Source organism: Nocardioides cremeus (assembly GCF_030518195.1).
Taxonomy (GTDB): Bacteria; Actinomycetota; Actinomycetes; order Propionibacteriales; family Nocardioidaceae; genus Nocardioides; species Nocardioides cremeus.
Genome location: NZ_JAULSC010000008.1, coordinates 37,109 through 62,683 on the forward strand (window position 1 = coordinate 37,109; position 25,575 = coordinate 62,683).

At 73.2% G+C, this 25,575-nt stretch carries 20 protein-coding genes; 13 read left to right on the forward strand and 7 right to left on the reverse strand.

Annotated features, from left to right (window positions below; all coding sequences use genetic code 11):
* The first annotated feature begins 10 nt into the window (after positions 1 to 10).
* From QWJ41_RS10055 to QWJ41_RS10065, 3 genes are read left to right on the forward strand one after another with little or no spacing between them, the layout of a single operon-like run.
* Positions 11 to 1,330 (forward strand): aromatic ring-hydroxylating oxygenase subunit alpha, encoded by a 1,320-nt coding sequence (locus tag QWJ41_RS10055; RefSeq protein WP_302707847.1) that lies wholly within the window; start codon positions 11 to 13, stop codon positions 1,328 to 1,330.
* Positions 1,327 to 2,541 carry an FAD-binding oxidoreductase gene (locus tag QWJ41_RS10060; protein WP_302707849.1) on the forward strand — a complete coding sequence of 405 codons (1,215 nt, stop codon included), beginning with the start codon at positions 1,327 to 1,329 and terminating at the stop codon, positions 2,539 to 2,541. The genes QWJ41_RS10055 and QWJ41_RS10060 overlap by 4 nt, the downstream gene beginning before the upstream one ends.
* Positions 2,542 to 2,580: 39 nt before the next feature.
* On the forward strand, positions 2,581 to 3,912 hold the full coding sequence (locus QWJ41_RS10065) for an NAD(P)/FAD-dependent oxidoreductase (protein WP_302707851.1): 1,332 nt from the start codon (positions 2,581 to 2,583) through the stop codon (positions 3,910 to 3,912).
* A gap of 16 nt (positions 3,913 to 3,928) precedes the next feature.
* Here the strand turns inward: QWJ41_RS10065 and QWJ41_RS10070 are convergent, their stop codons facing one another.
* From QWJ41_RS10070 to QWJ41_RS10085, 4 genes are all read right to left on the reverse strand, one after another.
* Positions 3,929 to 4,861, reverse strand: coding sequence for a serine protein kinase RIO (locus QWJ41_RS10070; RefSeq protein WP_302707853.1), 933 nt, complete (start codon positions 4,859 to 4,861; stop codon positions 3,929 to 3,931).
* Positions 4,862 to 5,140: 279 nt separating this feature from the next.
* Positions 5,141 to 5,917: a dimethylargininase gene (gene ddaH / locus QWJ41_RS10075; protein ID WP_302707855.1), complete on the reverse strand. Its 777-nt coding sequence runs from the start codon at positions 5,915 to 5,917 to the stop codon at positions 5,141 to 5,143.
* Positions 5,918 to 5,944: 27 nt separating this feature from the next.
* The gene (locus QWJ41_RS10080) at positions 5,945 to 7,324 is read right to left on the reverse strand and encodes an NAD(P)/FAD-dependent oxidoreductase (RefSeq protein WP_302707857.1); all 1,380 of its coding nucleotides are present in this window, start codon (positions 7,322 to 7,324) and stop codon (positions 5,945 to 5,947) included.
* Between the two features lie 41 nt (positions 7,325 to 7,365).
* Entirely contained in the window at positions 7,366 to 7,839 is a 474-nt protein-coding gene (locus tag QWJ41_RS10085; protein WP_302707858.1) for an Lrp/AsnC family transcriptional regulator, read from the reverse strand.
* A gap of 159 nt (positions 7,840 to 7,998) precedes the next feature.
* Between QWJ41_RS10085 and QWJ41_RS10090 the strand changes: the two genes are divergently transcribed.
* From QWJ41_RS10090 to QWJ41_RS10115, 6 genes are all read left to right on the forward strand, one after another.
* A complete protein-coding gene (locus QWJ41_RS10090) occupies positions 7,999 to 9,219 on the forward strand; it encodes a polyamine ABC transporter substrate-binding protein (RefSeq protein WP_302707860.1) in 1,221 nt (406 codons plus the stop codon).
* A gap of 35 nt (positions 9,220 to 9,254) precedes the next feature.
* Positions 9,255 to 10,424: an ABC transporter ATP-binding protein gene (locus QWJ41_RS10095; protein ID WP_302707862.1), complete on the forward strand. Its 1,170-nt coding sequence runs from the start codon at positions 9,255 to 9,257 to the stop codon at positions 10,422 to 10,424.
* Positions 10,425 to 10,426: 2 nt separating this feature from the next.
* Positions 10,427 to 11,326: an ABC transporter permease gene (locus QWJ41_RS10100; protein ID WP_302707864.1), complete on the forward strand. Its 900-nt coding sequence runs from the start codon at positions 10,427 to 10,429 to the stop codon at positions 11,324 to 11,326.
* A complete protein-coding gene (locus QWJ41_RS10105; protein ID WP_302707866.1) occupies positions 11,323 to 12,183 on the forward strand; it encodes an ABC transporter permease in 861 nt (286 codons plus the stop codon). The genes QWJ41_RS10100 and QWJ41_RS10105 overlap by 4 nt, the downstream gene beginning before the upstream one ends.
* Complete coding sequence (locus tag QWJ41_RS10110; protein WP_302707868.1) at positions 12,180 to 13,592, forward strand: NAD(P)/FAD-dependent oxidoreductase; 1,413 nt, start codon at positions 12,180 to 12,182, stop codon at positions 13,590 to 13,592. Before QWJ41_RS10105 ends, QWJ41_RS10110 begins: the two co-directional genes overlap by 4 nt.
* A 223-nt stretch (positions 13,593 to 13,815) precedes the next feature.
* The gene (locus QWJ41_RS10115; protein WP_302707870.1) at positions 13,816 to 14,757 is read left to right on the forward strand and encodes a type IV toxin-antitoxin system AbiEi family antitoxin domain-containing protein; all 942 of its coding nucleotides are present in this window, start codon (positions 13,816 to 13,818) and stop codon (positions 14,755 to 14,757) included.
* Positions 14,758 to 14,826: 69 nt separating this feature from the next.
* On the opposite strand, the gene QWJ41_RS10120 is transcribed toward QWJ41_RS10115, so the two are convergent.
* Positions 14,827 to 16,335: a CoA-acylating methylmalonate-semialdehyde dehydrogenase gene (locus tag QWJ41_RS10120; protein WP_439117315.1), complete on the reverse strand. Its 1,509-nt coding sequence runs from the start codon at positions 16,333 to 16,335 to the stop codon at positions 14,827 to 14,829.
* Between the two features lie 78 nt (positions 16,336 to 16,413).
* Positions 16,414 to 17,796 (reverse strand): aspartate aminotransferase family protein, encoded by a 1,383-nt coding sequence (locus tag QWJ41_RS10125; protein ID WP_302707872.1) that lies wholly within the window; start codon positions 17,794 to 17,796, stop codon positions 16,414 to 16,416.
* A 116-nt stretch (positions 17,797 to 17,912) separates the two neighbouring features.
* On the opposite strand from QWJ41_RS10125, the gene QWJ41_RS10130 reads away from it, so the two are divergent.
* The 3 genes from QWJ41_RS10130 to QWJ41_RS10140 all read left to right on the forward strand — a co-directional run bounded on the left by QWJ41_RS10130 (position 17,913) and on the right by QWJ41_RS10140 (position 22,308).
* Positions 17,913 to 19,541: an amidohydrolase gene (locus QWJ41_RS10130; RefSeq protein ID WP_302707873.1), complete on the forward strand. Its 1,629-nt coding sequence runs from the start codon at positions 17,913 to 17,915 to the stop codon at positions 19,539 to 19,541.
* Between the two features lie 92 nt (positions 19,542 to 19,633).
* Positions 19,634 to 21,076 (forward strand): gamma-aminobutyraldehyde dehydrogenase, encoded by a 1,443-nt coding sequence (locus QWJ41_RS10135; RefSeq protein WP_302707874.1) that lies wholly within the window; start codon positions 19,634 to 19,636, stop codon positions 21,074 to 21,076.
* The gene (locus tag QWJ41_RS10140) at positions 21,073 to 22,308 is read left to right on the forward strand and encodes a saccharopine dehydrogenase family protein (RefSeq protein WP_302707876.1); all 1,236 of its coding nucleotides are present in this window, start codon (positions 21,073 to 21,075) and stop codon (positions 22,306 to 22,308) included. Before QWJ41_RS10135 ends, QWJ41_RS10140 begins: the two co-directional genes overlap by 4 nt.
* Here QWJ41_RS10140 and QWJ41_RS10145 read toward each other — a convergent pair.
* Complete coding sequence (locus QWJ41_RS10145) at positions 22,295 to 24,151, reverse strand: N-acyl-D-amino-acid deacylase family protein (protein ID WP_302707878.1); 1,857 nt, start codon at positions 24,149 to 24,151, stop codon at positions 22,295 to 22,297. The two genes, QWJ41_RS10140 and QWJ41_RS10145, sit on opposite strands and share 14 nt — an antisense overlap.
* 63 nt (positions 24,152 to 24,214) lie before the next feature.
* Between QWJ41_RS10145 and gabT the strand changes: the two genes are divergently transcribed.
* On the forward strand, positions 24,215 to 25,561 hold the full coding sequence (gabT, locus tag QWJ41_RS10150; RefSeq protein WP_302707880.1) for a 4-aminobutyrate--2-oxoglutarate transaminase: 1,347 nt from the start codon (positions 24,215 to 24,217) through the stop codon (positions 25,559 to 25,561).
* Positions 25,562 to 25,575 lie beyond the last annotated feature (14 nt).

A 25,575-nucleotide genomic window follows, 5' to 3' on the forward strand; every position in this document is an offset into this window, starting at 1 on the left:
GGAGGAACCGATGACGATCACCCGCCCGGCCCCCGACCTACGTCCTGTCCGCCCCAGCCCCGACGAGCCACGGCCCGACGAGCCCCGGCCCGACGAGGCCCGGCTGCTGGAGCTCCTCGACGCGCGAGCGCCTGCGCACTCGCTGCCCGGGCCCTGCTACACCGACCCCGCCCTGCACGAGGTCGACCTGCGCCTGGTCTGGCAGCGGCAGTGGTTCTTCGTCGGCACGGTCGCGGAGGTGCCCGAGGCCGGCGACTTCCTCACCGTCGACGTCGGCACCGCCTCCGTCGTGGTGCTGCGCGACGACGACGAGCAGGTGCGCGCCCTGCGCAACGTGTGCCGCCACCGCGGCTCGCGGCTGGTCAGCGGCTCCCACGGCTGCGTGGGCAACATCGTGTGCGGCTACCACCACTGGACCTACGGCACCGACGGCCGGCTGCTGCACGCCCCGCAGCTGCCGCCGGGCGTCGACCCGGGAGGGCTGGGGCTGCGCCCGGTGCACCTGCGTGAGGTCGCCGGCCTGCTCTTCGTCTGCCTGGGCGACGAGCCGCCCGAGGACATCGAGGACGTCGCGCGCGTCGTGGCGCCGTACGTCGCTCCGCACCAGCTGGGCCGCACCAAGGTGGCCGCCCAGGTCGACCTCGTCGAGGACGGCAACTGGAAGCTCACCATGGAGAACAACCGGGAGTGCTACCACTGCGACGGCCACCCCGAGCTGCGCTGCACGTTCTTCCCGACCTGGGGGCTGAGCGACGACCAGGTCCCCGACGCGATGCGCGCTGACCACGACCGCTACCTCGCGGCCCTGGTGGACCTCGAGCGGCGCAGCGACGACCTCGGGCTGCCGCACGGCCTCGTCGAGGACCTCGTCGAGCGGCCCCTGGGCTTCCGGGTCCAGCGCGAGCCGCTCGACGGTGCGGGGGAGTCCTTCAGCCCCGACGGCACGCGGCTGGTGCGCCGGCTGCTCGGCGACCTCCCCGAGGCGCGCTTGGGCCACCTGGGGCTGCACACCCAGCCGAACGCCTGGTTCCACTTCCAGGCCGACCACGTGGTGACGTTCGCGGCGCTGCCGCTGGCCGTCGACCGCACGCTGGTGCGCACCACCTGGCTGGTGCACGAGGACGCCGTCGAGGGCGTCGACTACGAGGTCGAGGAGCTCACCGCGACCTGGCGCGCGACCAACGAGCAGGACGCCGCGTTCGTCGCGGGCACCCAGGCGGGGGTCGCCGACCCGGGCTACCTGCCCGGCCCCTACTCCGAGGCGGAGCAGCAGGTCGAGGCGTTCGTGGCCTGGTACGACGCCCGCGTGCGCGAGGCGGTCGGGCGATGAGCGAGATGCAGCCGACCCTGCGGACCCACGAGGTCCAGGCCGGGCCGCCCGAGCCGCCCGGCCCAGCGCTGCGGGTGGTGCCCGACACGTGGCGACCGGTGCGTCCGCTGGGCGAGGGGGTCCTCCCCGACCCGTCGCAGGGGGAGGGCTTCGACGTCGAGCTGGTGCTGCGTGCCCGGGTGCAGGAGACCCACGACGTGGTGTCGCTGGTCCTCGAGCCGACCCGGCCGGCCACCTTCGCGTTCCACCCGGGCCAGTTTCTGACCCTCGGTGTCGACGTCGACGGGCAGCAGGTCGAGCGCTGCTACACGATCTCGTCCCCGCCCACCCGCCCGCACCTGCTCCAGGTGAGCGTCAAGCGGGTCGACGGCGGCGCGCTGTCGCCGTACCTGCACGACCGGCTCGCGGTCGGCGACCCGCTGCGCGCGACCGGGCCGCTGGGCGGGTTCAGCGTCACCGAGCACCCGGCCGGCCGCTACCTGCTGCTCTCGGCCGGCAGCGGCATCACCCCGACCCTCGCCACCCTGCGCACGATGGCCGACCTGGCCGAGATCGGGGACGGCGCCCTCGACGTCGTGGTCGTGCACAGCGCCCGGACCCCCGACGACCTGGTCCGCCGCGACGAGCTCGAGCACCTGGCCGCCACCCACGAGGGGCTGCGGGTGGTGTGGGTGTGCGAGGACGACGCGCCGGGCCGCCCCGGCGCGTGGACCGGCTGGCGGGGCCGCCTCGACGCCGAGATCCTGCTCGCCGCCGTGCCCGACGCGCCCCGCCGAGAGGCGCTGACCTGCGGGCCGCCCGGCTACATGGCCGGCGTGCGGGCCGTGCTGGCCGAGGTCGGCGCCGACCCGGCGCGCTGCCACGAGGAGAGCTTCGTGCTCGGCGCCCCGGGCGCCCCGGTCGCGCAGGAGGCCGCGCCGCCACAGGCGACAGTGCCCGAGGTCGTGCCCGGGGCTCGGGTGCGCTTCGGGCGCAGCGACCGCGAGGTCGTGTGCCCGCCGGGCACCACGGTGCTGGCGGCCGCCCGGCAGGCCGGCGTACGCCTGCCCTCGTCGTGCTCGGCCGGGCTCTGCGGCACCTGCAAGTCGACCCTGCTCGAGGGCCGGGTCGACATGGTGCACCAGGGCGGCATCCGGCCCCGCGAGATCGCCCAGGACAAGTTCCTGCCCTGCTGCTCCACCCCCGACGGCGACATCGTCGTCGACGCCTGACCCCGCCGTCCCACCGACCAGCCAGCCAGGGAGAGACCTGTGACCACCACCCTGACCGCCGACGCGGTCGTCGTCGGCTCGGGGGTGATCGGCTCGGCCGTCGCCCTCGAGCTCGCCCGCGCCGGACGCGACGTGCTCGTCCTCGACAAGGCGGGCGGGCCCGGGCACGGCTCGACCTGCGCCTCGAGCGCGGTCATCCGCTTCCTCTACTCCACCTACGACACGGTCGCGACGTCGTGGGAGGCCAAGTTCATGTGGGAGCAGTGGGCCGACCACCTGGGGCTGCCCGGCTTCGAGCCGCTGGCCGACCCGCCGGTGCTCTCGCGCTTCCACCGCACCGGGATGCTGCACCTCGACGTCCCGGCCGTGCCGTGGACCGAGGGCATGCGCCTGCTGGAGTCGGCCGGGGTGCCCTGCGAGCACCTCGGCCCCGACGAGCTCGCCGCGCGGTTCCCGCACCTCGACACCGGCGCCTACTGGCCCAACAAGCCGGTCGCCGACGACGCGTTCTGGGACGACGCCGACGCCCGGCTCGGCGCGATCCACACCCCCGACGCCGGCTACATGGACGACCCGCGCCTGGCCGCCGACAACCTGGCCTACGCCGCACGCCTCCACGGGGCGCGCACCACCTACCGGGCCCAGGTCGTCGCGGCCGAGCGGCGCGGCCCGGTGTGGCACCTCTCGCTGGCCGACGGCCGCCGCGTCGAGGCACCGGTCGTGGTCAACGCGGCCGGCCCCTGGTCGGGGGCGTTCAACCGGATGGCCGGGGTCGGGGCCGAGTTCACCGTCGGCGTCCGGCCGCTGCGCCAGGAGGTGCACCAGGTGGCCCAGCCGGTGGGCTACGGCACGGAGGAGGCGCCTGGCCCGGGGGTCTTCGACATCGACCTCGGCACCTACATGCGCCCCGGCCCGCAGCAGGCGTGGGTGATCGGCGGCACCGAGCCCGAGTGCGACCCCTTCGACTGGATCGAGGACCCCGACGCCGTCGACGACCACGTCTCGCTGGCCCGCTACGAGTCGCAGGTGACCCGTGCCGCGCGCCGCCTGCCCGAGCTGCGGGTGCCCAACCGGCCCTCGGGGGTCGTCGGTGTCTACGACGTGGCCGACGACTGGACACCGATCTACGACCGCACCGACGCCGACGGGTTCTACGTCGCCATGGGGACCAGCGGCAACCAGTTCAAGAACGGTCCCGTGGCCGGCTGCTTCCTGGCCGCGATCATCGCCGCGGTCGAGGACGGCGGGGTCGACCACGACCGTGACCCGGTCGTCTACCGGGGCGCGCACACCGGCCTCGACATCGACCTGGCGGCGTTCTCCCGCATCCGGGCGGTGAACGCCGCCAGCACCCGCACCGTGCTCGGGTAGCCCTGTCGCTCGGTGCTCAGAACGCGTGCGCCACCAGGTCGGCGAAGAGCTCGTGCTCGTCGACGTCGAGCCCGCGGGCGCGGAACCAGGTGGCCATGTTGCGGCAGTCGCGCAGCAGGAAGTCCATCCCGTTGACGTTGCCGACCAGGTCGACGACCTGCGGGAGGTCGATCACGACCAGCCGGTCACCGGCGGCCAGCACGTTGTACGGCGACAGGTCGCCGTGCACGATGCCCTCCTGCGCCATCAGCGCCATCGCCTCGCGCACCTGCTCCCAGTACGACGCCAGCAGCGCCGGGGCGGGCCTCGCCTGGGCCAGGCGCGGCGCGGTCTCGGGGCCGTGCTCGCCCTCGACGGTGATCCACTCCATCAGCAGCTCGGTGCCGTCGACCTGCACGGGGTAGGGGACGGCGAGCCCCCCGCGCAGACCCAGCGTCCAGAGCCGGGTCAGCGCCAGCCACTCGGCCCCCGCCCACTGCCCGGCCGCCACCTGGCGGCCGTAGCCGGTCTTCCTGGCCATCGCCCGGGCGTCGCGCGTGTTCCGCACCCGGCGGCCCTCGGTGTAGGCACCGGAGCGGTGGAACGAGCGGTGCTCCTCGCCGCGGTAGCGCTTGGCGACCATCACGGCCGACTGCCCGGGCGCGCCCGGCACGTAGGACGGGTCGGTGGCGGGCACGGCGCGCTCGAGCAGGAACGCGTCGGCCTCCTTGCCGGTCTTCAGGGCGCCGAGCTCGGTGTCGACGGCGGCCTGGCTACTCACGACCCATTCGGGTCGGGGCTGGGGCCCGCGCGAGAGCGGCTCGACCTCGAGCCAGGTCGACCAGCGCTGGTCGTCCTCGAGGTCCTCGAGCGGGCGGAAGTCGAAGGTCAGGTGGGTGGGTCCGGTGGTGGGATCAGTGGTGGTGCGGTCCTGCGGGTGCTGGGTCTGCTGGGAGACGTCGTACGTCACGGTGGGTGCTCCATCGGGAGAAGAGGGGGTGGTCTGCGGGCAGGCCAGGGACAGTCGTCGACATGTAACGCTCCTCTCGACGTCGCACGGCTCGTACGCCGTGCTGCTCCGGTCCAGGGTGGATGGTCGGGCCGGCGCGGTGCAACGGGTTTTCGCCTCCACCCCGCCCGGGACCCCCCGTCGCCGGTTCGTCGACCGGTTGATCAACGGGTCCGCGCGTTGGTCAACCGGTCGACGAACCTGGAAGGGGGTCCCGGTCCCGAGGCCGCAGCCGCCGACTCAGGCCGTCGGCGCCCCGCGCAGGCGCACCGACAGGCAGGTCACGCAGCCCTCGAGCTTCTCGTACTCGCTCATGTCGACCGCGACGACCCGCAGCCCGCGCTCCTCGAGGAGCGCCCGGGTGCGCGGTGCGCTGGTCGACATCAGCACCGTGGCCTCGTCGAGCAGCACGACGTGGGCGCCGGGCTCCTCGGGCACGGGCAGGTAGGAGGCCCAGACCGAGGCGTCGTCGACGACCGGGTCCCAGCCCACGACGGTGCCGTCGGGCAGCGCGGTGACCGCCGACTTCAGGTGCAGCACCTTGGCCAGCGGTACGCCGACCACGCGGGCGCCGAGCGGGGCCAGCAGGGCCCGCAGCTGGTCGACGGCCCCGGGGGTGGTGCGCCCGCCGAGCCCGACCCACACGGTGCCGTCGTGCTTGAGCACGTCGCCGCCGTCGAGGGTCTCGGGCGCCTCGATGCGGGCGATGCGGTAGCCGAGCCGGCGCAGCGCGTCCTCGGTCGCGGGCGTCTCGGGCCTGCGCTCGTCGGCGCCGGGACGGGCGATCACCGCCAGGTCGTCGTAGACCACGACGGTGTCCTCGACGAAGACCGCGTCGGGGCAGTCGTCGGCCGGGTCGACCTCGATGCTCTCCCAGCCCTTGTCGTGCAGCGCGGCGACGTAGGCCTCCCACTGGCGCAGCGCCAGGTCGAGGTCGACGGGGGAGCGGTCGATGTGGGTCACGATGCCGTCGGCCAGGCGCGGGCCGGGACGGCGGACCAGGGCGAGCTTCCTCATGGGCCCATCCTGCCCCGGCACCGCTGCTCAGCCGAGCAGCGGCGCGACGGCCCGGGCCACGAGCGAGGGACGCCGCGTCAACGACTCCTCGGCGTCGGCGGCGGTCATCGCACGCAGGCCGGCGTTGATGCCCAGCCAGCGCAGCGGCTCGGGCTCCCACCGCGGTGAGCGGTGGCCCACCCAGGGCAGCGCCGTCAGGGCGGTCTCGTGGCCCAGCACGAGGTCGCGCAGGGTGCGCCCGGCGAGGTTGGCGGTGGCGACGCCGTCGCCGACGTACCCGCCCGCCCAGGCCAGCCCGCTGGCGCGGTCCAGGCCCACCGAGGCGCACCAGTCGCGCGGGATGCCCAGCGCGCCGCCCCAGGCATGGGTGACCCGCACCCCGGCCCCGCGACCCAGCACCGGGAACATCTCGTGCAGCGTCGCCAGCAGCCGGGCGTGCACGCGCGGGTCGCGGTCGTGGCCGGGCCGGATCGCCGAGCCGAGGTGGTAGGGCGCGCCCCGGCCGCCGAAGACCAGGCGGCCGTCGGCGGTGCGCTGGCCGTAGACGACGAGGTGGCGGTGGTCGCTGAACGTCTCGCGTCGGGCCAGGCCGATCTCCTCCCACACCGCCTCGGGCAGCGGCTCGGTGGCGATCACCAGCGAGTAGACCGGCACGACGTCGCGCTCGTGCCCGGGCAGGCGCGGCGTGTAGCCCTCGGTGGCGCGCACGACCACGTCGGCGCGCACCACGCCGTACGGCGTCTCGCAGCGCCCGGGCGCGATCGCGGTGACGGGGGTCCGTTCGTGCACCCGCACACCGCGGCGCTCCACAGCCCGTGCCAGGCCGCGCACCAGCCGCGCCGGGTGCAGCGCGGCGCAGTCGGGCGTGTACGTCGCGCCCACGGTGCCGCTGGCCCGCACGACCGCCTCGGCCCCGGCCCGGTCGAGCAGGCGCAGGTCGTCGTCACCGCGGCCCCAGGCGCGGGCGTGCTCGACCTCGGTGCGGGCCCGGGCCAGCTGCGCGGGGCTGCGGGCCAGGTCGATGGTGCCGCCCTTGGCGAGCTGGGCGTCGATGCCCTCCCCGGCCGCGGCCCGGGCGACCTCGTCGACGCTGGCCCGCATCGCGGCGTGCTGGGCCAGGGCCGCCGCCCGCCCGTGCCGGCGTCCGTCGGGGCGGTGCAGCCCCGCCAGGGTGTCGAGCGAGGCGGGGAAGAGCGCCGAGCACCAGCCGCCGTTGCGTCCCGACGCGCCGTAGCCGGCGACCTCGGCCTCCAGCACCGCGATCCGCAGGGCCGGGTCGGCCTCGGCGAGGTAGTGCGCCGTCCACAGCCCCGTCAGGCCGGCGCCCACGATGGCCACGTCGACGTCGAGGTCGCCGCGCAGCGGGGCCCGCGGCGCCCAGTCGTCGCCGGCCGTGGCGTGCCACAACGACAGCGACCGGTAGTCCTCGGTGGGGGAGACGGGCCTGCTCAGCGCACACCCCAGGAGTAGGTCTGCTTGCGCAGCCGGAGGTACATGAAGGTCTCGGTCGCCACGACGCCCTCGATGGTGCGGATCCGCTGCGAGATCAGCTCGAGCAGGCCCTCGTCGCTCTCGGCGACCACCTCGGCGAGCAGGTCGTAGGAGCCGGCGGTGATGACGACGTAGTCGACCTCGGCGATCTCGGCCAGCGCGTCGGCCACCGGCTCGAGGGGGCCGCTGGCGCGGATGCCCACCATCGCCTGGCGGGCGAAGCCGAGCTCGAGCGGGTCGGTGACCGCCACGACCTGCATCACCCCACCCTCGACGAGGCGCTGCACCCGCTGGCGCACGGCGGCCTCCGAGAGGCCCACGACCTTGCCGATGGCGGCGTACGAGCGTCGTCCGTCCTGCTGCAGCTGCTCGATGATGGCCTTCGAGACGTCGTCGAGGGGAGTGGTGGTGCGCTCGCTGCGGGGGCTCATGCCAGCAACCTATCGCGGTGGTCGAGGAACGGAACGGTGCGGTGCGCCGCCGTTGGCGATGGATTTCGTTGCAGACTTGTTTCAGATCAACCGTTTCCCTTGTCCTGGGGGCGTCTGCGGTGACACGATCCGAGTCCAGCCCGACCCTGGAGGTACCAGATGACCGTCCATCCTGACCGCCTCGACGAGCTCGTGCGTGCCGCCCGTGCCGGCGGTGTGCGCGGTGTCGGACGCCGCTCCTTCCTGCGCGGCGCCTCGGTCTCGGCGCTGGCGGTGGGCGTGCCGGGGCTGCTCGCCGCCTGCGGCACCGAGTCCCAGGTCCAGACCGCCGAGTCCTGCACGTCCGAGGACCGCTCGGCCGCGGAGAAGGCGCTGGTCTTCTCCAACTGGCCCGAGTACATCGACCGCAAGGGCAAGAAGATGCCCACGCTCGAGGAGTTCCAGACCACCAGCGGCATCTCGGTCACCTACAACACCGACATCAACGACAACACCGAGTTCTTCGGCAAGGTCAAGGACCAGCTCGGCGGGTGTGAGCCGATCGGTCGCGACATCATCACCATGACCGACTGGATGGCCGCGCGGATGGTCGCGCTCGGGTGGGTGCAGGAGCTCGACATGGGCGCGATGCCCCACGTGGAGGCCAACCTCAAGTCCGACCTGCGCTCGCCCACCTGGGACCCCGACCGCAGCTACAGCGTGCCGTGGCAGAGCGGGCTGACCGGGATCGCCTACAACGCCAAGTACACCGGTGAGGTCGGCAGCTTCGAGGAGCTGATGACCCGCAGCGACCTCAAGGGCAAGGTCAGCCTGCTCTCGGAGATGGGCGACACGATGCTCTTCATGCTGCTGCTCGAGGGCGCCGACCCCGAGGACTTCACCGAGGAGCAGTGGTCGGGGGCGCTCGGCCGGCTCGAGGGGTACGTCGGCTCCGGGCAGATCCGTCGGTTCACCGGCAACGACTACATCCGCGACCTCAACGCCGGCAACGTGGTGGCCTGCGAGGCCTGGTCGGGCGACGTCATCGCGATGCAGTACGACAACCCCGACATCAAGTGGGTGGTGCCCGAGGAGGGGCTCTCCCTGTGGTCCGACAACATGCTGGTGCCCAACAAGGCCGAGCACAAGGCGAACGCCGAGGCGCTGATGGACTTCTACTACCAGCCCGAGATCGCCGCCCAGCTCGCCGCCTGGGTCAACTACATCTGCCCCGTCGAGGGCGCCCAGGAGGCGATGGAGCAGGTCGACCCCTCGCTCGTCGACAACCCGCTGATCTTCCCCGACGAGGACTTCCTGGCCAACGCCTACGGGTTCATGGAGCTCGACGAGTCCACGCGCCAGCAGTACGACAAGGACTTCGCCCGGGTGATCGGGGCCTGATGGCGATCCGGACGAGCGTCCCGAGCGGAGGCACGATGAGCCAGGAGAGCGCACCGCAGGGGGCCGGTGCCGACCTGGTGCTGAGCGGCCTGACCAAGCGCTTCGCCACGTTCACCGCCGTCGACGACCTCGACCTGAGAGTGCCCCAGGGCTCCTTCTTCGCCCTGCTGGGGCCCTCGGGGTGCGGCAAGACCACCACGCTGCGGATGGTGGCCGGCCTCGAGGAGCCGACCGCGGGCACGATCACGCTGGGCACCGACGACATCACCCACCTCAAGCCCTACAAGCGCCCCGTCAACACGGTCTTCCAGAGCTACGCGCTCTTCCCGCACCTCAGCATCGCCGCCAATGTCGCGTTCGGCCTGCGGCGGCGCGGTCGCAAGCAGGTCGCCGAGGACGTCGAGCGGATGCTCGACCTGGTCGAGCTCACGGGCCTGGCCGACCGCCGCCCCGCCCAGCTGTCCGGTGGCCAGCAGCAGCGGGTGGCGCTCGCCCGCGCCCTGATCAACCAGCCCCGGGTGCTGCTGCTCGACGAGCCCCTGGGCGCGCTCGACCTCAAGCTGCGCCGGCAGATGCAGATCGAGCTCAAGCGGATCCAGACCGAGGTCGGGCTGACCTTCGTGCACGTCACCCACGACCAGGAGGAGGCCATGACGATGGCCGACACCGTCGCGGTGATGAACGCGGGGCGCATCGAGCAGCTCGGTCCGCCCGAGGTCCTCTACGAGTGCCCGGCGACCACCTTCGTCGCCAACTTCCTGGGACAGTCCAACCTGGTCGCGGGCCGTGTCGTCGGCGGGAGCGGCGTCAGCGGCGGGGGCGACGGGGGTGACGTCGTCCTCGACGTGCACGGCGCCACGGTGCGCGCCGACCGCGCCCGCGCCGTGGTCGCGCAGGGCGACGTCTGGGTCGGCGTACGGCCCGAGAAGGTGGTCCTGGCGCCGGCCGGCGTCGCGCCGCCCGAGCCCGCGGGCAACTGCCTGCGCGGCGGGGTCGTCAGCGACGTCAGCTTCGTCGGGGTCAGCACCCAGTACCTCGTGCGGATGCCGTGGGGCCAGGAGCTCACGGCCTTCTCCCAGAACTCCGGCCACCACGAGAGGCTGCGCACCGGCGCGGCGGTCGACCTGCACTGGTCGCCGGCGCACACCTTCTGCCTCGACGCCTCCCAGGACGCCGCCGCCGGCGTCGAGCCCGAGGACCGGTGAGCGTGGCCGGACCGTTGCGCACCGCCGAGCCGTCCGCGCCACCACCCGCGCCCGGTGGACGCCGCGGCGGCCTGAGCGGCTATCTGCTGCTGCTGCCCGGCGGCGTGTGGCTGGCGCTCTTCTTCGTGGTGCCCACCGCGACCCTGGTCGCGACCAGCCTCTACGACCCGAGCGGGTCGCTGCAGCTGGGCTACCGGATGACCGGGCACGTGCAGAACTACGCCGACTCCCTGCAGGACTACGCGCCCCAGCTGGTGCGCAGCTTCGTGTACGCCGGCACCGCGACGCTCGCCTGCGTCGTCCTCGGCTTCCCGCTGGCCTACGCGATCGCGTTCAAGGCCGGGCGGTGGAAGAACCTGATGCTGGTCGCCGTCATCGCGCCGTTCTTCACCAGCTTCCTGGTGCGCACCCTGTCGTGGCAGTACATCCTCGGCGACAACGAGGCACTGGTCTCGTTCCTGCGCGCGGTCCGGGTGCTGGGGGAGGACGGGCACCTGCTCGCCACCCCGTTCGCGGTCGTGACCGGGCTGACCTACAACTTCCTGCCGTTCATGGTGCTGCCGCTCTACGCCTCGCTGGAGAAGATCGACCACCGGTTCCTCGAGGCCGCGGCCGACCTCTACTCCTCGCCGTTCACCGCCTTCCGCACCGTGACCCTGCCGCTGGCGATGCCCGGGCTGGTCGCCGGCACCCTGCTGACCTTCATCCCCTCGGCCGGCGACTACATCAACTCCGAGCTGCTCGGCAACCCGCAGACCCGCATGGTCGGCAACGAGATCCAGGACCTCTTCGCCGCCGGTGACTACCCGACGGCCTCGGCGCTGTCGGTCACCTTGATGGCCGCCATCGTGCTGCTGGTCTTCGTCTACGTGCGCCGCTCCGGCACCGAGGAGCTGGTGTGAGCACCGCGACCGCGACCGCGCGCCGCACCGGCCGGGGCTCTGGCCGGGGTGCTGGCCGGGGTCCGGGCCGGTGGCTGGCCGACCACCTCGTGCTGGTCCTCGGGCTGCTGGTGCTGGTCTACATGACCGTGCCGGTGCTCGTGGTGATGCTGATGTCGTTCAACGACCCCGCCAGCCGCAACAGCTACAGCTTCGACGGGTTCACCCTCGCCAACTGGACCGACGTCTGCGGGCCCTACCAGCTGTGCGAGTCACTGGTGACCAGCCTGCAGATCGGCCTGCTGGCGACCCTGGGCGCGACCCTGCTGGGCACCCTGATGGCCTTCGCGATGGTCCGGCACCGCTTCCGGGGCCGCAGCGCCGCCAACCTGCTGATCTTCCTGCCGATGGCCACGCCCGAGGTGGTGATGGGCTCCTCGCTGCTGGCGCTGTTCGTCAATGTCGGCGTGGCCGGCTTCCTCGGCTTCTGGACCATCCTGGTCGCGCACGTGCTGTTCTGCCTGTCCTTCGTCGTGGTCACCGTCAAGGCGCGCCTGGCCGGGCTCGACCCGCGCCTGGAGCAGGCGGCGATGGACCTGTACGCCAACGAGTGGCAGACGTTCTGGCGGATCAGCTTCCCGCTGGTCTTCCCGGGCATCCTGGGGGCGGCGCTGCTGAGCTTCTCGTTGTCCTTCGACGACTTCATCATCACCAACCTCAACGCCGGGCAGGAGGTCACCTTCCCGATGTTCGTGTGGGGCGCGGCGCAACGCGGCATCCCGCCGCAGATCAACGTCGTGGGCACGATCATGTTCCTCGTCGCGATGAGCGTCGTGCTCGTCGGCGAGCTCGGCAGCCGGAGGCGGGCCGGGCGGTGAGCACCACCGCCGAGCGGGCCCTCGCGCACGCCGAGCCGCGGACGTACTGGCTCGACGACCCCGCACGCCCGACGACGGCGCCACCGCTGGCCGGGCGGGCCCGCGCCGACCTCGTCGTGGTGGGAGGCGGCTACACCGGGCTGTGGACCGCCCTGCTGGCCCGGGCCCGCCACCCCTCCGCGACCGTGCTGCTGCTCGAGGCGGGCGAGTGCGGCGGCCAGGGCAGTGGGCGCAACGGCGGCTTCGCCTCCGCCAGCCTGACCCACGGCTTCGGCAACGGGCTCGAGCGCTGGCCCGAGGAGCTGGACGTCCTCGACCGGCTCGGGGCCGAGAACCTGCGCGAGATCGGGGCCAGCATCGCCGCGCTCGGCATCGACTGCGACTGGCGCGAGGTGGGCGAGCTGAGCGTCGCCACCCGGCCCCACCACGTCGCCGAGCTGCAGGAGCTGGCCGCCGCGCTGGTCGAGCACGGTGGCCAGGCGAGCTGGCTGGACGCCGCCGAGGCGCAGGCGCAGGTCGCGTCACCGACGTACCTCGGGGCGCTGAGCGAGCCCACCGGCCTGGCGCTCGTCGAGCCGGCCCGGCTGGCGTGGGGGCTGCGGCGCGCGTGCCTGGAGGCCGGCGTGGTCGTGCACGAGTCGACCAGGGTGGTCGGCCTCGAGCGCTCCGGGGTCGGCGTCGAGCTGGCGACCCTGGGGCCGCAGGGGGCGGGGCGGGTGCGCGCGGGGCGGGTTGCCCTGGCCACCAACGCCTTCCCGCCGCTGCTGCGCCGGCTGCGGCTGATGACCGTGCCGGTCTACGACCACGTGCTGATGACCGAGCCGCTCACCGCCGACCAGCTCGCCTCGATCGGGTGGTCGGGGCGCCAGGGCATCGGCGACGCGGCCAACCAGTTCCACTACTACCGCCTGACCCGCGACGACCGCATCCTGTGGGGCGGCTACGACGCCGTCTACCACTTCGGCAGCCGCATCGACGCCTCGCTCGAGCAGCGCGAGCAGACGCACCGGATGCTGGCCGAGCACTTCCTCGAGACGTTCCCGCAGCTGGCCGGCATCCGCTTCACGCACCGCTGGGGCGGGGTCATCGACACCTGCACCCGCTTCTCGGCGTTCTTCGGCACCGCGGTCTCGGGCCGGGTCGGCTACGCGCTGGGCTACACCGGGCTCGGCGTGGGCGCCTCCCGGTTCGGTGCCCAGGTGGTGCTCGACCTCCTCGACGGCGCCGACACCGAGCGGACCCGGCTGCGGATGGTGCGCGAGCGCCCGCTGCCCTTCCCGCCCGAGCCGCTGCGCTCGGTGGGCATCAACCTGACCCGCTGGTCGCTCGACCGCGCCGACCGCCGCGGCGGGCGGCGCAACCTGTGGCTGCGCGGCCTCGACGCCGCCGGCCTCGGCTTCGACTCCTGACCCGGCCCCAACATCCCGCCCACCCGGCCCCAACTTCCCGCCCACCCGGCCCCAACTTCCCGCTGACCCGGCCTGAACTTCCCGCTGACCCGGCCTGAACTTCCCGTCGGCCCGGCCTCAACTTCCCGTCGAGCCGGCCCGGACGTTCCGGGCCGCTCCTGGTTCTCCACAGGTCGGGGCAGGGCCGCTGGCGCCCGGGTCACCGCAGGCGCAGCCTGGGGGCATGGCACAGATCATCGACCTCGGGCACTCGCTGCCGCTGGACCGTCCCTTCACCACCGCTGAGGCCTACGACCGCGGCCTCGGCGACCGCCAGCTGCGGCGGATGGTCGAGCACGGGTGGCTGCGTCGACCCGCGCGCGGCGTGTACGTCGTCGGCGCGCTCGAGGACACCCTCGAGCTGAGGTGCGCGGTGCTGAGGCTCGTGGTGCCCGACGACGCGTTCCTCTGCGACCACACCGCGGCCTGGCTGCACGCGGGCGACCGTGCGCTGGCGCCCAACGACCACCTCGCCACCCCCGATCTCGCCTGCTTCCGGCGGGCCGGGCGCCTGAAGCGGTCGACCGTGCGCAGCGGCGAGCGCGCCGTGCGCGACAGCGACCTGGTCGAGGTCCACGGCCTGGTCACGACCACGCCGCTGCGCACTGCGCTCGACCTCGGGCGTCTGCCCAGGTCCAACGACGTGCGCCTGCACGGCATGGACTCGATGCTCTCGCTCGGCGTCTTCGAGCACGACGAGCTGCTGGCCGGTGTCAACCGCTTCGCCGGCCAGCGCGGCGTCGTCGCCCTCCGGGCCCTGGTCCGGATGGCCGACGGCGGGTCCGAGTCGTTCGGCGAGTCGGCCCTGCGGTTGCGGTGGCACGAGGCCGGGCTGCCGCGCCCGGTCACGCAGCTCGAGGTGGCGCGCGACGACGGGGCGGCGTACCGGGTCGACATGGGGCTGGCCGAGGAGAAGACCGGTGCGGAGTACGACGGCGAGGACTTCCACTCCTCGCCCGAGCAGCGGGAGCACGACCTGGGCCGGCGCGCCTGGCTGCACCAGGCCGCGTGGACGATCGAGGTCTTCCGGCGCCGCTGCGTCTTCGGCCCCGAGCAGGACGTCCAGCGTCGCCTGCGGGCGCTGCACGAGAGCATCACCAGCAACCGTCGACGGCACTACCTGTGACGGTCCGGGCCGGCTCACCGCGACGTACGGGCCGGGTCGACGCGAAGTATGGGCCGGGTCGGGGTGTGGTCAGTGGTGCTGGGGGAAGCCCAGGTCGATGCCGGCGCGCGGCAGGTCGGGGGTGGGCCAGCGCGAGGTGACGACCTTGCCGCGGGTGAAGAAGTGCACGCCCTCGGTGCCGTGGGCGTGGGAGTCGCCGAAGAGCGAGCTCTTCCAGCCGCCGAAGGAGTAGTAGGCCATCGGCACCGGGATGGGCACGTTGACGCCGACCATCCCGACCTCCACCTCGTGCTGGAAGCGCCGGGCCGCACCGCCGTCGTGGGTGAAGATCGCGGTGCCGTTGCCGTAGGGGTTGGCGTTGACCAGCGCGAGCGCGGCGTCGTACGTCGGCACCCGCAGCACCGACAGCACCGGCCCGAAGATCTCGTCGGTGTAGACCGACATCGTCGCCTGGACGTGGTCGAGCAGCGTGGGGCCCAGCCAGAAGCCACCCCGGTCGCCGTCGGGGTGGACCTCGCGGCCGTCGACCACCACCGTGGCGCCCTCGCTCTCGCCGGCGTCGACGTAGGAGGCCACCTTGTCGCGGTGGGTGGCGCTGACCAGCGGGCCCATGTCGCTGCCGCGCCGACCGTCGCCGGTGACCAGCCCGGCCATCCGCTCGGCGATGAGCGGCACCAGCCGGTCGGCGACCGGGTCGACGCAGACCAGGGCCGAGATCGCCATGCAGCGCTCGCCGGCGGAGCCGAAGCCTGCGGAGACCGCGGCGTCGGCGGCGGCCTCGAGGTCGGCGTCGGGGAGCACGACCATGTGGTTCTTCGCGCCGCCGAGCGCCTGGACCCGTTTGCCGTGCGCGGTGGCGGTCTCGTAGACGTAGCGCGCCACGGGGGTCGAGCCGACGAAGGAGACGGCCTTCACGTCGTCGTGGGTCAGCAGCGCGTCGACGGCGACCTTGTCGCCCTGCACGACGCTGAGCACGCCGTCGGGCAGGCCCGCCTCGGCCCAGATCTCGGCAAGCAGCAGCGACGTCGACGGGTCCTTCTCCGACGGCTTGAGCACCACCGCGTTGCCGCACGCGATGGCCACCGGCACGAACCACAGCGGCACCATCGCGGGGAAGTTGAAGGGCGAGATGACCGCGACCACGCCGAGCGCCTGGCGCATCGAGTGCACGTCGACCCCGCTGGAGACGCCCTCGCTGAAGCCGCCCTTGAGCAGCTGCGGCGCCCCGCACGCGAACTCCGCGACCTCGAGGCCGCGCTGCACCTCGCCGAGCGCGTCGTCGAGGACCTTGCCGTGCTCGGCGGTGATGACCGCGGCCACCTCCTCGCGCCGGCGGTGCAGCGCCTCGCGGAACGCGAACAGCACCGACGTACGCCGCGACAGCGAGGCCTGCGCCCACTCGCGGCCGGCGGCCACGGCGTTGGTCACGACCTCGTCGACCTCGGCCCCCGAGGCCAGGGCGACGCGGCCGGTGGTGGCGCCGGTCGCCGGGTCGTGCACGTCGGCGTACCGCTCGGGCTCGGGGCCCAGCCCCGGCCAGCGTGCTCCGGCGTGCCAGTGCGGGACGAGGGTGCTCACAGGACTCCTGGGGGAGGTTCGGGCCGGGTCGACGCGAAGTTCGGGCCGGGTGGGCGGGAAGTTCGGGCCGGGTCAGGGCTAGACGAGGGTGCCGGCCTTGTCGAGGACCACGCGCAGCACCTGCTCCATCTCGTCGAAGTGCGACTGGTCGCAGATCAGCGGGGGAGCGAGCTGGACGACCGGGTCGCCGCGGTCGTCGGCGCGGCAGTAGAGGCCCTCGGCGAAGAGCTGCTTGGAGACGAAGCCGTAGAGCAGCCGCTCGCACTCCTCGTGGGTGAAGGACTCCTTGGTGGCCTTGTCCTTGACCAGCTCGATGCCGTAGAAGAACCCGTCGCCGCGCACGTCGCCGACGATGGGCAGGTCCTTGAGGCGCTCGAGGGTGGAGCGGAAGGCGCCCTCGTTGTCGCGGACGTGCTCGAGGACCTGCTCCTCCTCGAAGATCTGCAGGTTCTTCAGGCCCACCGCCGTGGAGACCGGGTGGCCGCCGAAGGTGTAGCCGTGGGCGAAGGATTCGGAGCCGTGCAGGAACGGCTCCATCAGCCGGTCGGAGGCGATCATCGCGCCGAGCGGGGAGTAGCCGGAGGTCAGGCCCTTGGCGCAGGTGATCATGTCGGGCTGGTAGCCGTAGCGCTCGGCGCCGAACATGTGGCCGAGGCGGCCGAAGGCGCAGATCACCTCGTCGGAGACCAGCAGCACGTCGTGCTCGTCGCAGATCTCGCGGACCCGCTGGAAGTAGCCCGGGGGCGGCGGGAAGCAGCCGCCGGCGTTCTGCACCGGCTCGAGGAAGACCGCGGCGACGGTGTCGGCGCCCTCGTTCTCGATGGCGATCCCGACCTGGTCGGCGGCCCAGCGCCCGAAGGCCTCGGGGTCGCTGCCGTCGAGGAAGCCGCCGGTCATCTCGTCGGCGCGGTAGGCGTTGGTGTTGGGCACCCGGAAGGTCGAGGGCACCAGCGGCTCGAACTGGGCCTTGAGCCCCGGCAGCCCGGTGATCGACAGCGCGCCCTGGGTGGTGCCGTGGTAGGCGATGGCGCGGCTGATCACCTTGTGCTTCATCGGCTTGCCGGTGAGCTTGAAGTAGTTCTTGGCCAGCTTCCACGCGGTCTCGACCGCCTCGCCGCCGCCGCTGGTGAAGAAGACGCGGTTGAGGTCGCCGGGGGCCTTCTCGGCGATCTTGGCGGCGAGCTCGATGGCGGTGGGGTGCGCGTAGGACCACAACGGGTGGAAGGCCAGCTCGGAGGCCTGCTTGGCGGCCGTCTCGGCGAGGTCGGTGCGGCCGTGGCCGAGCTGGCTGACGAAGAGCCCGGCCAGGCCGTCGAGGTAGCGCCGGCCCTTGGCGTCCCAGATGTAGGCGCCCTCACCCTTGACGATGATCGGGACGTCGGACTCGTCGTACTGCCCGTGGCGGGTGAAGTGCATCCACAGGTGGTCCTTGGCGGCCTGCTGCAGGTGGTCGTGGTCCATGGGCCCATGGTGCGCTGACCGAACGCACTTCTGCAAGCGAATCAGTGGTCATATCCTTTGGAGGACACTGAATCCGCAGTCAAACGCGGATCGGAGCGCTCTGATAGAAAGCGGTCATGACGTCCACGGTGTTCCGCGACGGCACCCTCTTCGACGGCCACCGGTACGCCGGCCCTGCCGAGGTGCTCGTGACCGCGGGGCGGGTCGCGGCCGTGGCGACCGGTGGCGAGCGTGTCGAGGTGCCCCGGGGTGCGCGGGAGGTCGACCTGGCGGGCGGGCTGCTGGCGCCGGGCTTCGTCGACGCCCACGTGCACGCCGTGCAGGGCGGCCTCGAGCGCATCCGCTGCGACCTGAGCGAGCTGTCCACCCGCGAGGAGCACCTGGCCCGGGTCCACCGCTACGCCGCCGACCACCCCGAGCGGGAGTGGATCCTCGGCGGCGGCTGGTCGATGGCGGCCTTCCCCGGCGGCACCCCCGTCGCGGCCGACCTCGACCGCGTCGTGGGTGAGCGTCCGGTGCTGCTGCCCAACCGGGACCACCACGGCGCCTGGGTCAGCTCCCGCGCCCTCGAGCTGGCCGGCATCACCCGCGACACCCCCGACCCGCCGCACGGCCGGATCGAGCGCGACGCCGACGGGCGGCCGACCGGCACGCTGCACGAGGGGGCGATGGAGCTGGTGACCCGGCTGCTGCCGCCGGTCACCGACGCCGAGCTCGACGCCGCCCTGGTCGAGGGCCAGTCCTACCTGCACTCGCTGGGGGTCACCGGGTGGCAGGACGCCATCGTCGGCGCCTACGCCGGCATGGACGACCCCGGGCCGACTTACCGGCGCGCCGCCGAGCGGGGCGCGTTGACCGGCCAGGTGGTCGGGGCGCTGTGGTGGGACCGCACCCGCGGCGTCGAGCAGGTGGGCGACCTGGTCGAGCGACGGGCGGCGTACACGCACGGGCGCTTCCGCGCCACCAGCGTCAAGATCATGCAGGACGGGGTGGCGGAGAACGCCACGGCCGCGCTCGGGGCGCCGTACCTCGACCGCTGCGGGCACGCCACCGCCGACGCCGGCCACTCGTTCCTGACGCCGCAGGCGCTGGCGGCGGCCGTGGCGGCCCTGGCGGCCGAGCGCTTCCAGGTGCACGTGCACGCGATCGGCGACCGTGGCGTGCGCGAGGTGCTCGACGCGTTCGAGGCGGCGGGCCCCGACGTCCACGACCTGCGCCACCACGTCGCCCACCTCCAGGTCGTGCACCCCGCCGACCTGCCCCGCTTCGCCGCTGCCGGTGTCGCGGCCAACATCCAGGCGCTGTGGGCCTGCCTCGACGACCAGATGGTCGACCTGACCCTGCCGTTCCTGGGCCCGGAGCGGGCCACCTGGCAGTACCCCTTCGGTGGGCTGCACCGCGCCGGGGCGCGGCTGGTCGCGGGCAGCGACTGGCCGGTGTCGACCCCCGACCCCCTCGCGGCGCTCCACGTCGCGGTCAACCGGTGGGCGCTCGGTGAGCCCGGTCCCGCCGGCTCCGAGCCGTTCCTGCCCGAGCAGGCGCTCGACCTCACCACCGCGATGGCGGCGGCCACCTCCGGCAGCGCCTGGGTCTGCCACCGCGACGACGCCGGCACGGTGCGTCCGGGCTCGGTCGCCGACCTGGTGGTGCTCGACCGGGACCCCTTCGCCGGTCCTCCCGCCGAGGTGGGCGCGTCCCGGGTGGTCTCGACCTGGGTCGACGGGGAGTCGGTCCACGGAGGATGAGACAGGCAGTTCTGCCTGTCCGCGACGACTGATTCCGTGCCGATGAGCGACAACCCCTACAGATTCCGCACCCGAGTCACTACAGTCCGACCATGGCGGACACCACCTTCCAGAACGTGATCAACGGCCGGCTCGTCGACAGCGCGTCGGGGGCGACGTACGACGTCATCGACCCCACGACCGGCGAGGTCTACGCGCAGGCCCCGGCCTCGGGCCAGGAGGACGTCGACCGCGCGTACGCCGCCGCCGACGCGGCCTTCGAGGGGTGGGGCTGGGGCAGCACCCCGCAGGACCGGGCCCGGGCGCTGCTGCGCATCGCCGACTCGATCGAGGAGCGGGTCGAGGAGATCAACGCCGTCGAGTGCCGCGACACCGGCAAGCCGCTGGGGCTGACGATGGACGAGGAGATGCCCTACGCCAGCGACCACTTCCGCTTCTTCGCGGGGGCCGCGCGGGTGCTCGAGGGCCGCTCGGCGGGGGAGTACATGGCCGAGCACACCTCGTGGGTGCGCCGCGAGCCGATCGGGGTCGTGGGCCAGGTGACGCCGTGGAACTACCCGCTGCTGATGATGATCTGGAAGATCGCCCCGGCGCTGGCCGCGGGCAACACCGTGGTGCTCAAGCCCAGCGACACCACCCCGGCCTCCTCGAGCCTGCTGGCCGAGATCTGCCAGGAGCACCTGCCGCCGGGCGTGCTCAACGTCGTCTGCGGCGACCGCGACACCGGTCGCGCGCTGGTGGCGCACCCGACCCCGCAGATGGTGGCCATCACCGGCTCGGTGCGCGCCGGCATGGAGGTCGCCGGCACCGCGGCCACCGACCTGAAGAAGGTGCACCTCGAGCTGGGCGGCAAGGCGCCGGTGATCGTCTTCGACGACGCCGACATCGCCAAGGCCGCCGAGGGCATCGCCGGCGCGGGGCTCTTCAACGCCGGCCAGGACTGCACCGCCGCGACCCGCGTGCTGGTCGCCCCCGGCATCCACGACGAGTTCGTCGCCGCGCTCGCCGAGGCGGCGCAGGGCATGCCCACCGGGATGCCCGACGCCGAGGGCGTCTACTACGGCCCGCTCAACAACGCGAACCAGCTGGCCCACGTCAGCGGGATGGTCGAGCGGCTGCCCGACCATGCCCGGATCGACACCGGCGGCACCCGCCAGGGCAGCCGCGGCTACTTCTACGAGCCCACCGTCGTCTCCGGGCTGCGCCAGGACGACGAGCAGGTGCAGACCGAGATCTTCGGCCCCGTGATGACGGTGCAGAGGTTCAGCGACGAGGCCGAGGCGCTGCGCTGGGCCAACGGCGTGCAGTACGGCCTGGCCTCCAGCGTCTGGACCGCCGACCACGCCCGGGCCATGCGCGTCTCGCGGCGCCTCGACTTCGGCGCGGTGTGGATCAACACCCACATCCCCTTCGTCTCCGAGATGCCGCACGGCGGGTTCAAGCACTCCGGCTACGGCAAGGACCTGTCGATGTACGGCCTCGAGGACTACACGCGCATCAAGCACGTGATGTCCTACATCGGCGAGGACGGGTGAGCCACGCGATGCGGATCCTGCTGGTCGGGGCTGGCGGCGTCGGCTCAGCCTTCTGCGCGATCGCCGCGCGCCGCGACTTCTTCGAGACCGTCGTCGTCAGCGACTACTCCCTCGAGCGCGCCGAGCGGGCCGCCGCGACCGACGAGCGGTACGCCGCCGCGCAGCTCGACGCCTCCTCGGCCGAGGCCGTCGCCGCGCTGTGCCGCGAGCACGCGATCACCCACGTGATGAACGCCGTCGACCCGGTCTTCGACATGCCGGTCTTCGAGGGGGCGTTCGCGGCGGGTGCCGACTACCTCGACATGGCGATGTCGCTCTCGCGGCCGCACCCGGAGTCGCCGTACGAGAAGACGGGCGTGAAGCTGGGCGACGAGCAGTTCGCGGTCGCCGGTCACTGGGAGGACGCGGGCCGCCTGGCCCTGGTCGGCATCGGGGTCGAGCCCGGGCTCTCCGACGTCTTCGCCAGGTACGCCGCCGACCACCTCTTCAGCGAGATCGACGAGCTCGGCACCCGCGACGGCGCCGACCTGGTGGTCACCGACGACGACGGCAACGAGGTGTTCGCGCCGTCGTTCTCGATGTGGACCACGATCGAGGAGTGCCTCAACCCACCGGTGGTGTGGGAGGACGGCGCCTGGCACACCACCGCGCCCTTCAGCGAGCCCGAGGTCTTCGACTTCCCCGAGGGCATCGGCCCGGTCGAGTGCGTCAACGTCGAGCACGAGGAGGTGCTGCTGATGCCGCGCTGGGTCGACTGCCGGCGCGCGACGTTCAAGTACGGCCTGGGCGAGGAGATGATCGGCATCCTCAAGGTGCTGCACCAGCTGGGGCTGGACTCCACCGAGCCCGTGCGCGTCAGGGCCGCCTCCGGCGGGCACTGCGAGGTGAGCCCGCGCGACGTCGTGGCCGCCGTGCTGCCCGACCCCGCGAGCATCGGGCCGCGGATGAGCGGCAGGACCTGCGCGGGGGTGTGGGTGACCGGGCGCGGCACCGACGGCGAGCCGCGCTCGACGTACCTCTACCACGTGGTCGACAACGAGTGGACGATGCGCGAGTACGGCCACCAGTGCGTGGTCTGGCAGACCGCGATCAACCCCGTGGTCGCCCTCGAGCTGCTGGCCACCGGGGTCTGGAAGGGCGCCGGCGTGCTCGGGCCCGAGGCCTTCGACGCGGTGCCCTTCCTCGACCTGCTGGTCGCCTACGGCAGCCCGTGGGGGATCAAGGAGCTGTGAGTGCTGAGGAGCGCTCGCCCGAGCGGCTCCCGACCGGCGTCTGGGGGGCGTCGGTCGGGAGCGGTGCCCGGTCGGTGCGTCCGGCGCGCAGGAACCGGCCGGTGCGCTCGCGCTGGAGCACGTCGGTCGGCGCGCCCTCGCGGAAGACCACCCGCCCGCCGACCATCACCAGCGGGACGGTCGCGTCGTTGCGGTTGACCATCCGCGAGAGGCCGTCGTACTGCTCGACGGGCGCCTCGGCGTAGTCCTCCAGCGAGTCGTCGAGGCGCGTGGGGTCGAGCACCAGCAGGTCGGCCCGGTCGCCCACGCGCAGGTGGCCGGCGTCGAGGTCGTACCAGTCGGCCAGCTCGCCGGTCAGCCGGTGCACGGCCTGCTCGGGGGTCAGGAACGGCCGCCCGGCCCGGTCGGCGTCGCGCACGTGCTTGAGCAGCCGCAGCCCGAAGTTGTAGAAGGCCATGTTGCGCAGGTGCGCGCCGGCGTCGGAGAAGCCCATCTGCACCCCCGGCGACTGCGCCATCCTGCGCAGCACCTTCGGGCGGTGGTTGGAGATGGTGGTGCGCCAGCGGATCGAGGTGCCGTGCTCGAGCACGAGGTCGAGGAAGGCGTCGACGGGGTGCACGCCGCCGCGCTCGACGCCGACCTGGCCGAACGACTTGCCGACCACCGAGGCGTCGGGGCAAGCCACGATCTCGGCGTCGAAGAAGTCGCGGTGCCAGACCCGCGGGCCGTACTTGGAGTCGTAGTCCTTGCGGAAGCGCCGGCGGTAGTCCTCGTCGCGCAGCAGCTCGTTGCGCGCGACCTCCTCGGCCAGGTGCAGCGCGGCCGCGCCGGAGCCGAACTCCTCGAAGATCACCAGGTCGATGCCGTCGGCGTAGACCTCGAACGGCACCGGCAGGTGCTGCCAGCGGAAGTCGGCGCCGGCGCGGTTGACCGCCCCGGACAGCCCGCGCATCAGGTGGATGATGAAGGGGATCGCCTTGATGTCGGCGGCCGAGAGCAGGCTGGTCCTGAGCGGCGCCCGGCCGCGGCCGCCACGGCCCCAGCCGATCGAGTGCAGCGCCTGCAGCAGGATGGTGTGCGGGTGCGAGGCGTCGGGCCCGGCCTGCAGGGCGCGGCCACGCCGGCGCAGGACCTCGCGCAGCCCGCGCATCTCGCGGCCCTTCGCGTACGTCGACGGCAGGGTGCGCGAGCGGCAGGTGTCGCCGTCGAGCTTGTCGAAGAGCAGCTGCTGGGCCGACATCCCGACGAAGCCGGCGTCGAGCGCCTCGTCGAGCATCCGCTCCATCCGGCCCTGCTCGAGGCGCGTGGGGCGCACCTCGGGCCGGGTGGCCCGGTCGAGGCCCATGGTGGCGGTGCGGATGTCGGAGTGGCCGATGAAGGCGGCGAGGTTGGGCCCCAGGGGGCGGGCCTCGAGGGCGGCGACGTACTCCTCGGCACACGACCAGTCCTTGGCGGCGCCGACCGAGCGGATCACGTGGCGGCGGGGGATCGCCTCGACCCGCCCGAAGAGGTCGCCGGCGTCGACCGGGTCGACGTGCACGGTGGAGAGCGAGCACGAGCCGATGAGGATGGTGGTGACGCCGTGGCGCAGCGACTCGGGCAGGTGCGGGTCGTCGAGCACCTCGACGTCGTAGTGCGTGTGGATGTCGACCATGCCCGGCAGCACCCAGTGGCCCGCGGCGTCGACGACCTCGGGGCAGCCGGTCTCGTCGAGCGGCTCCTCGCTGACCTCGACCACCACGCCGTCGCGGATGCCGAGGTGGCGCACCGCGGAGGGGGCGCCGGTGCCGTCGAACCAGCGGCCGCCGCGGACGATGGCGTCATACATCGGGAAGTGCGTCATGTCTGAATGGTCGGGGCCGCGTCGCCGCTCGTCAACGGGTGCCCGGTCTCCTAGGGTGTCCCCATGAACAGCACCCCGTCCGCCGGAGGACCCTCGCTGCCGCAGGTCCGCCGTCTGGTGACCGAGATCCCCGGACCTCTTTCCGTCAAGCACCTCGAGCGCAAGAAGTCCTTCGTCGCTGACGGTGTTGGCACCACGCTCCCGGTCTTCGTGGCCGCGGCCGGCGGGGGAGTGCTCGTCGACGTCGACGGCAACTCGCTGATCGACCTCGGCTCGGGCATCGCGGTCACCTCGGTCGGCAACGCCGCGCCCGCGGTGGTGCGCAACGTGCACGCACAGGTCGACGCCTTCACCCACACCTGCTTCATGGTCACCCCCTACGAGGGGTACGTCGACGTCTGCGAGGCGCTGGCCCGGCTCACGCCCGGCGAGCACGCCAAGAAGTCGGCGCTGTTCAACTCCGGCGCCGAGGCGGTCGAGAACGCCGTCAAGATCGCCCGGGTCGCCACCGGTAAGGACGCGGTGGTCGTCTTCGACCACGCCTACCACGGCCGCACCAACCTCACGATGGCGATGACGGCCAAGAACATGCCCTACAAGCACGGCTTCGGCCCGTTCGCGGGCGAGGTCTACCGGGCGCCGGTCTCCTACCCGCTGCGCGACGGGCTCTCCGGCCCCGAGGCCGCCGCCCGCGCCATCGACGTCGTCGAGAAGCAGGTGGGCGCGACCAACCTGTCCTGCGTGGTGATCGAGCCGGTGCTGGGCGAGGGCGGCTTCGTCGTGCCCGCGCCGGGCTTCCTGCCCGCGCTGGCCGAGTGGTGCGCGGCCAACGACGTGCTGCTGGTCGCCGACGAGATCCAGTCGGGCTTCTGCCGCACCGGCGACTGGTTCGCCTGCGACGACGAGGGCGTCGTGCCCGACCTGGTCACCAGCGCCAAGGGCATCGCCGGCGGGCTCCCGCTCGCCGCGGTCACCGGCCGGGCCGAGCTGATGGACGCCGTGCACGCCGGCGGCCTGGGCGGCACCTACGGCGGCAACCCGATCGCCTGCGCGGCCGCGCTCGGCGCGATCGAGGAGATGGAGAGCGGTGACCTCGCGGCGCGGGCCCGCGAGATCGAGGCCCTCGTACGCCGCCGGCTCGAGGCGCTGGCCGCCGAGCACCCGGTCGTGGCCGAGGTCCGCGGGCGCGGCGCGATGATGGCGATCGAGCTGTGCGAGCCGGGCACCACCACCCCCGACGCCGCTCGCGCCGCGGCAGCGGCGGCGTACTGCCACGCGCACGGGGTGGTCACCCTGACCTGCGGCACCTGGGGCAACGTCTTCCGGTTCCTGCCGCCGCTGACGATCTCCGACGAGCTGCTCGAGGAGGCCTTCGACGTGGTCGCCGAGGCGTTCGCCGCCACCGCCTGAGAGGCTGCGAGACT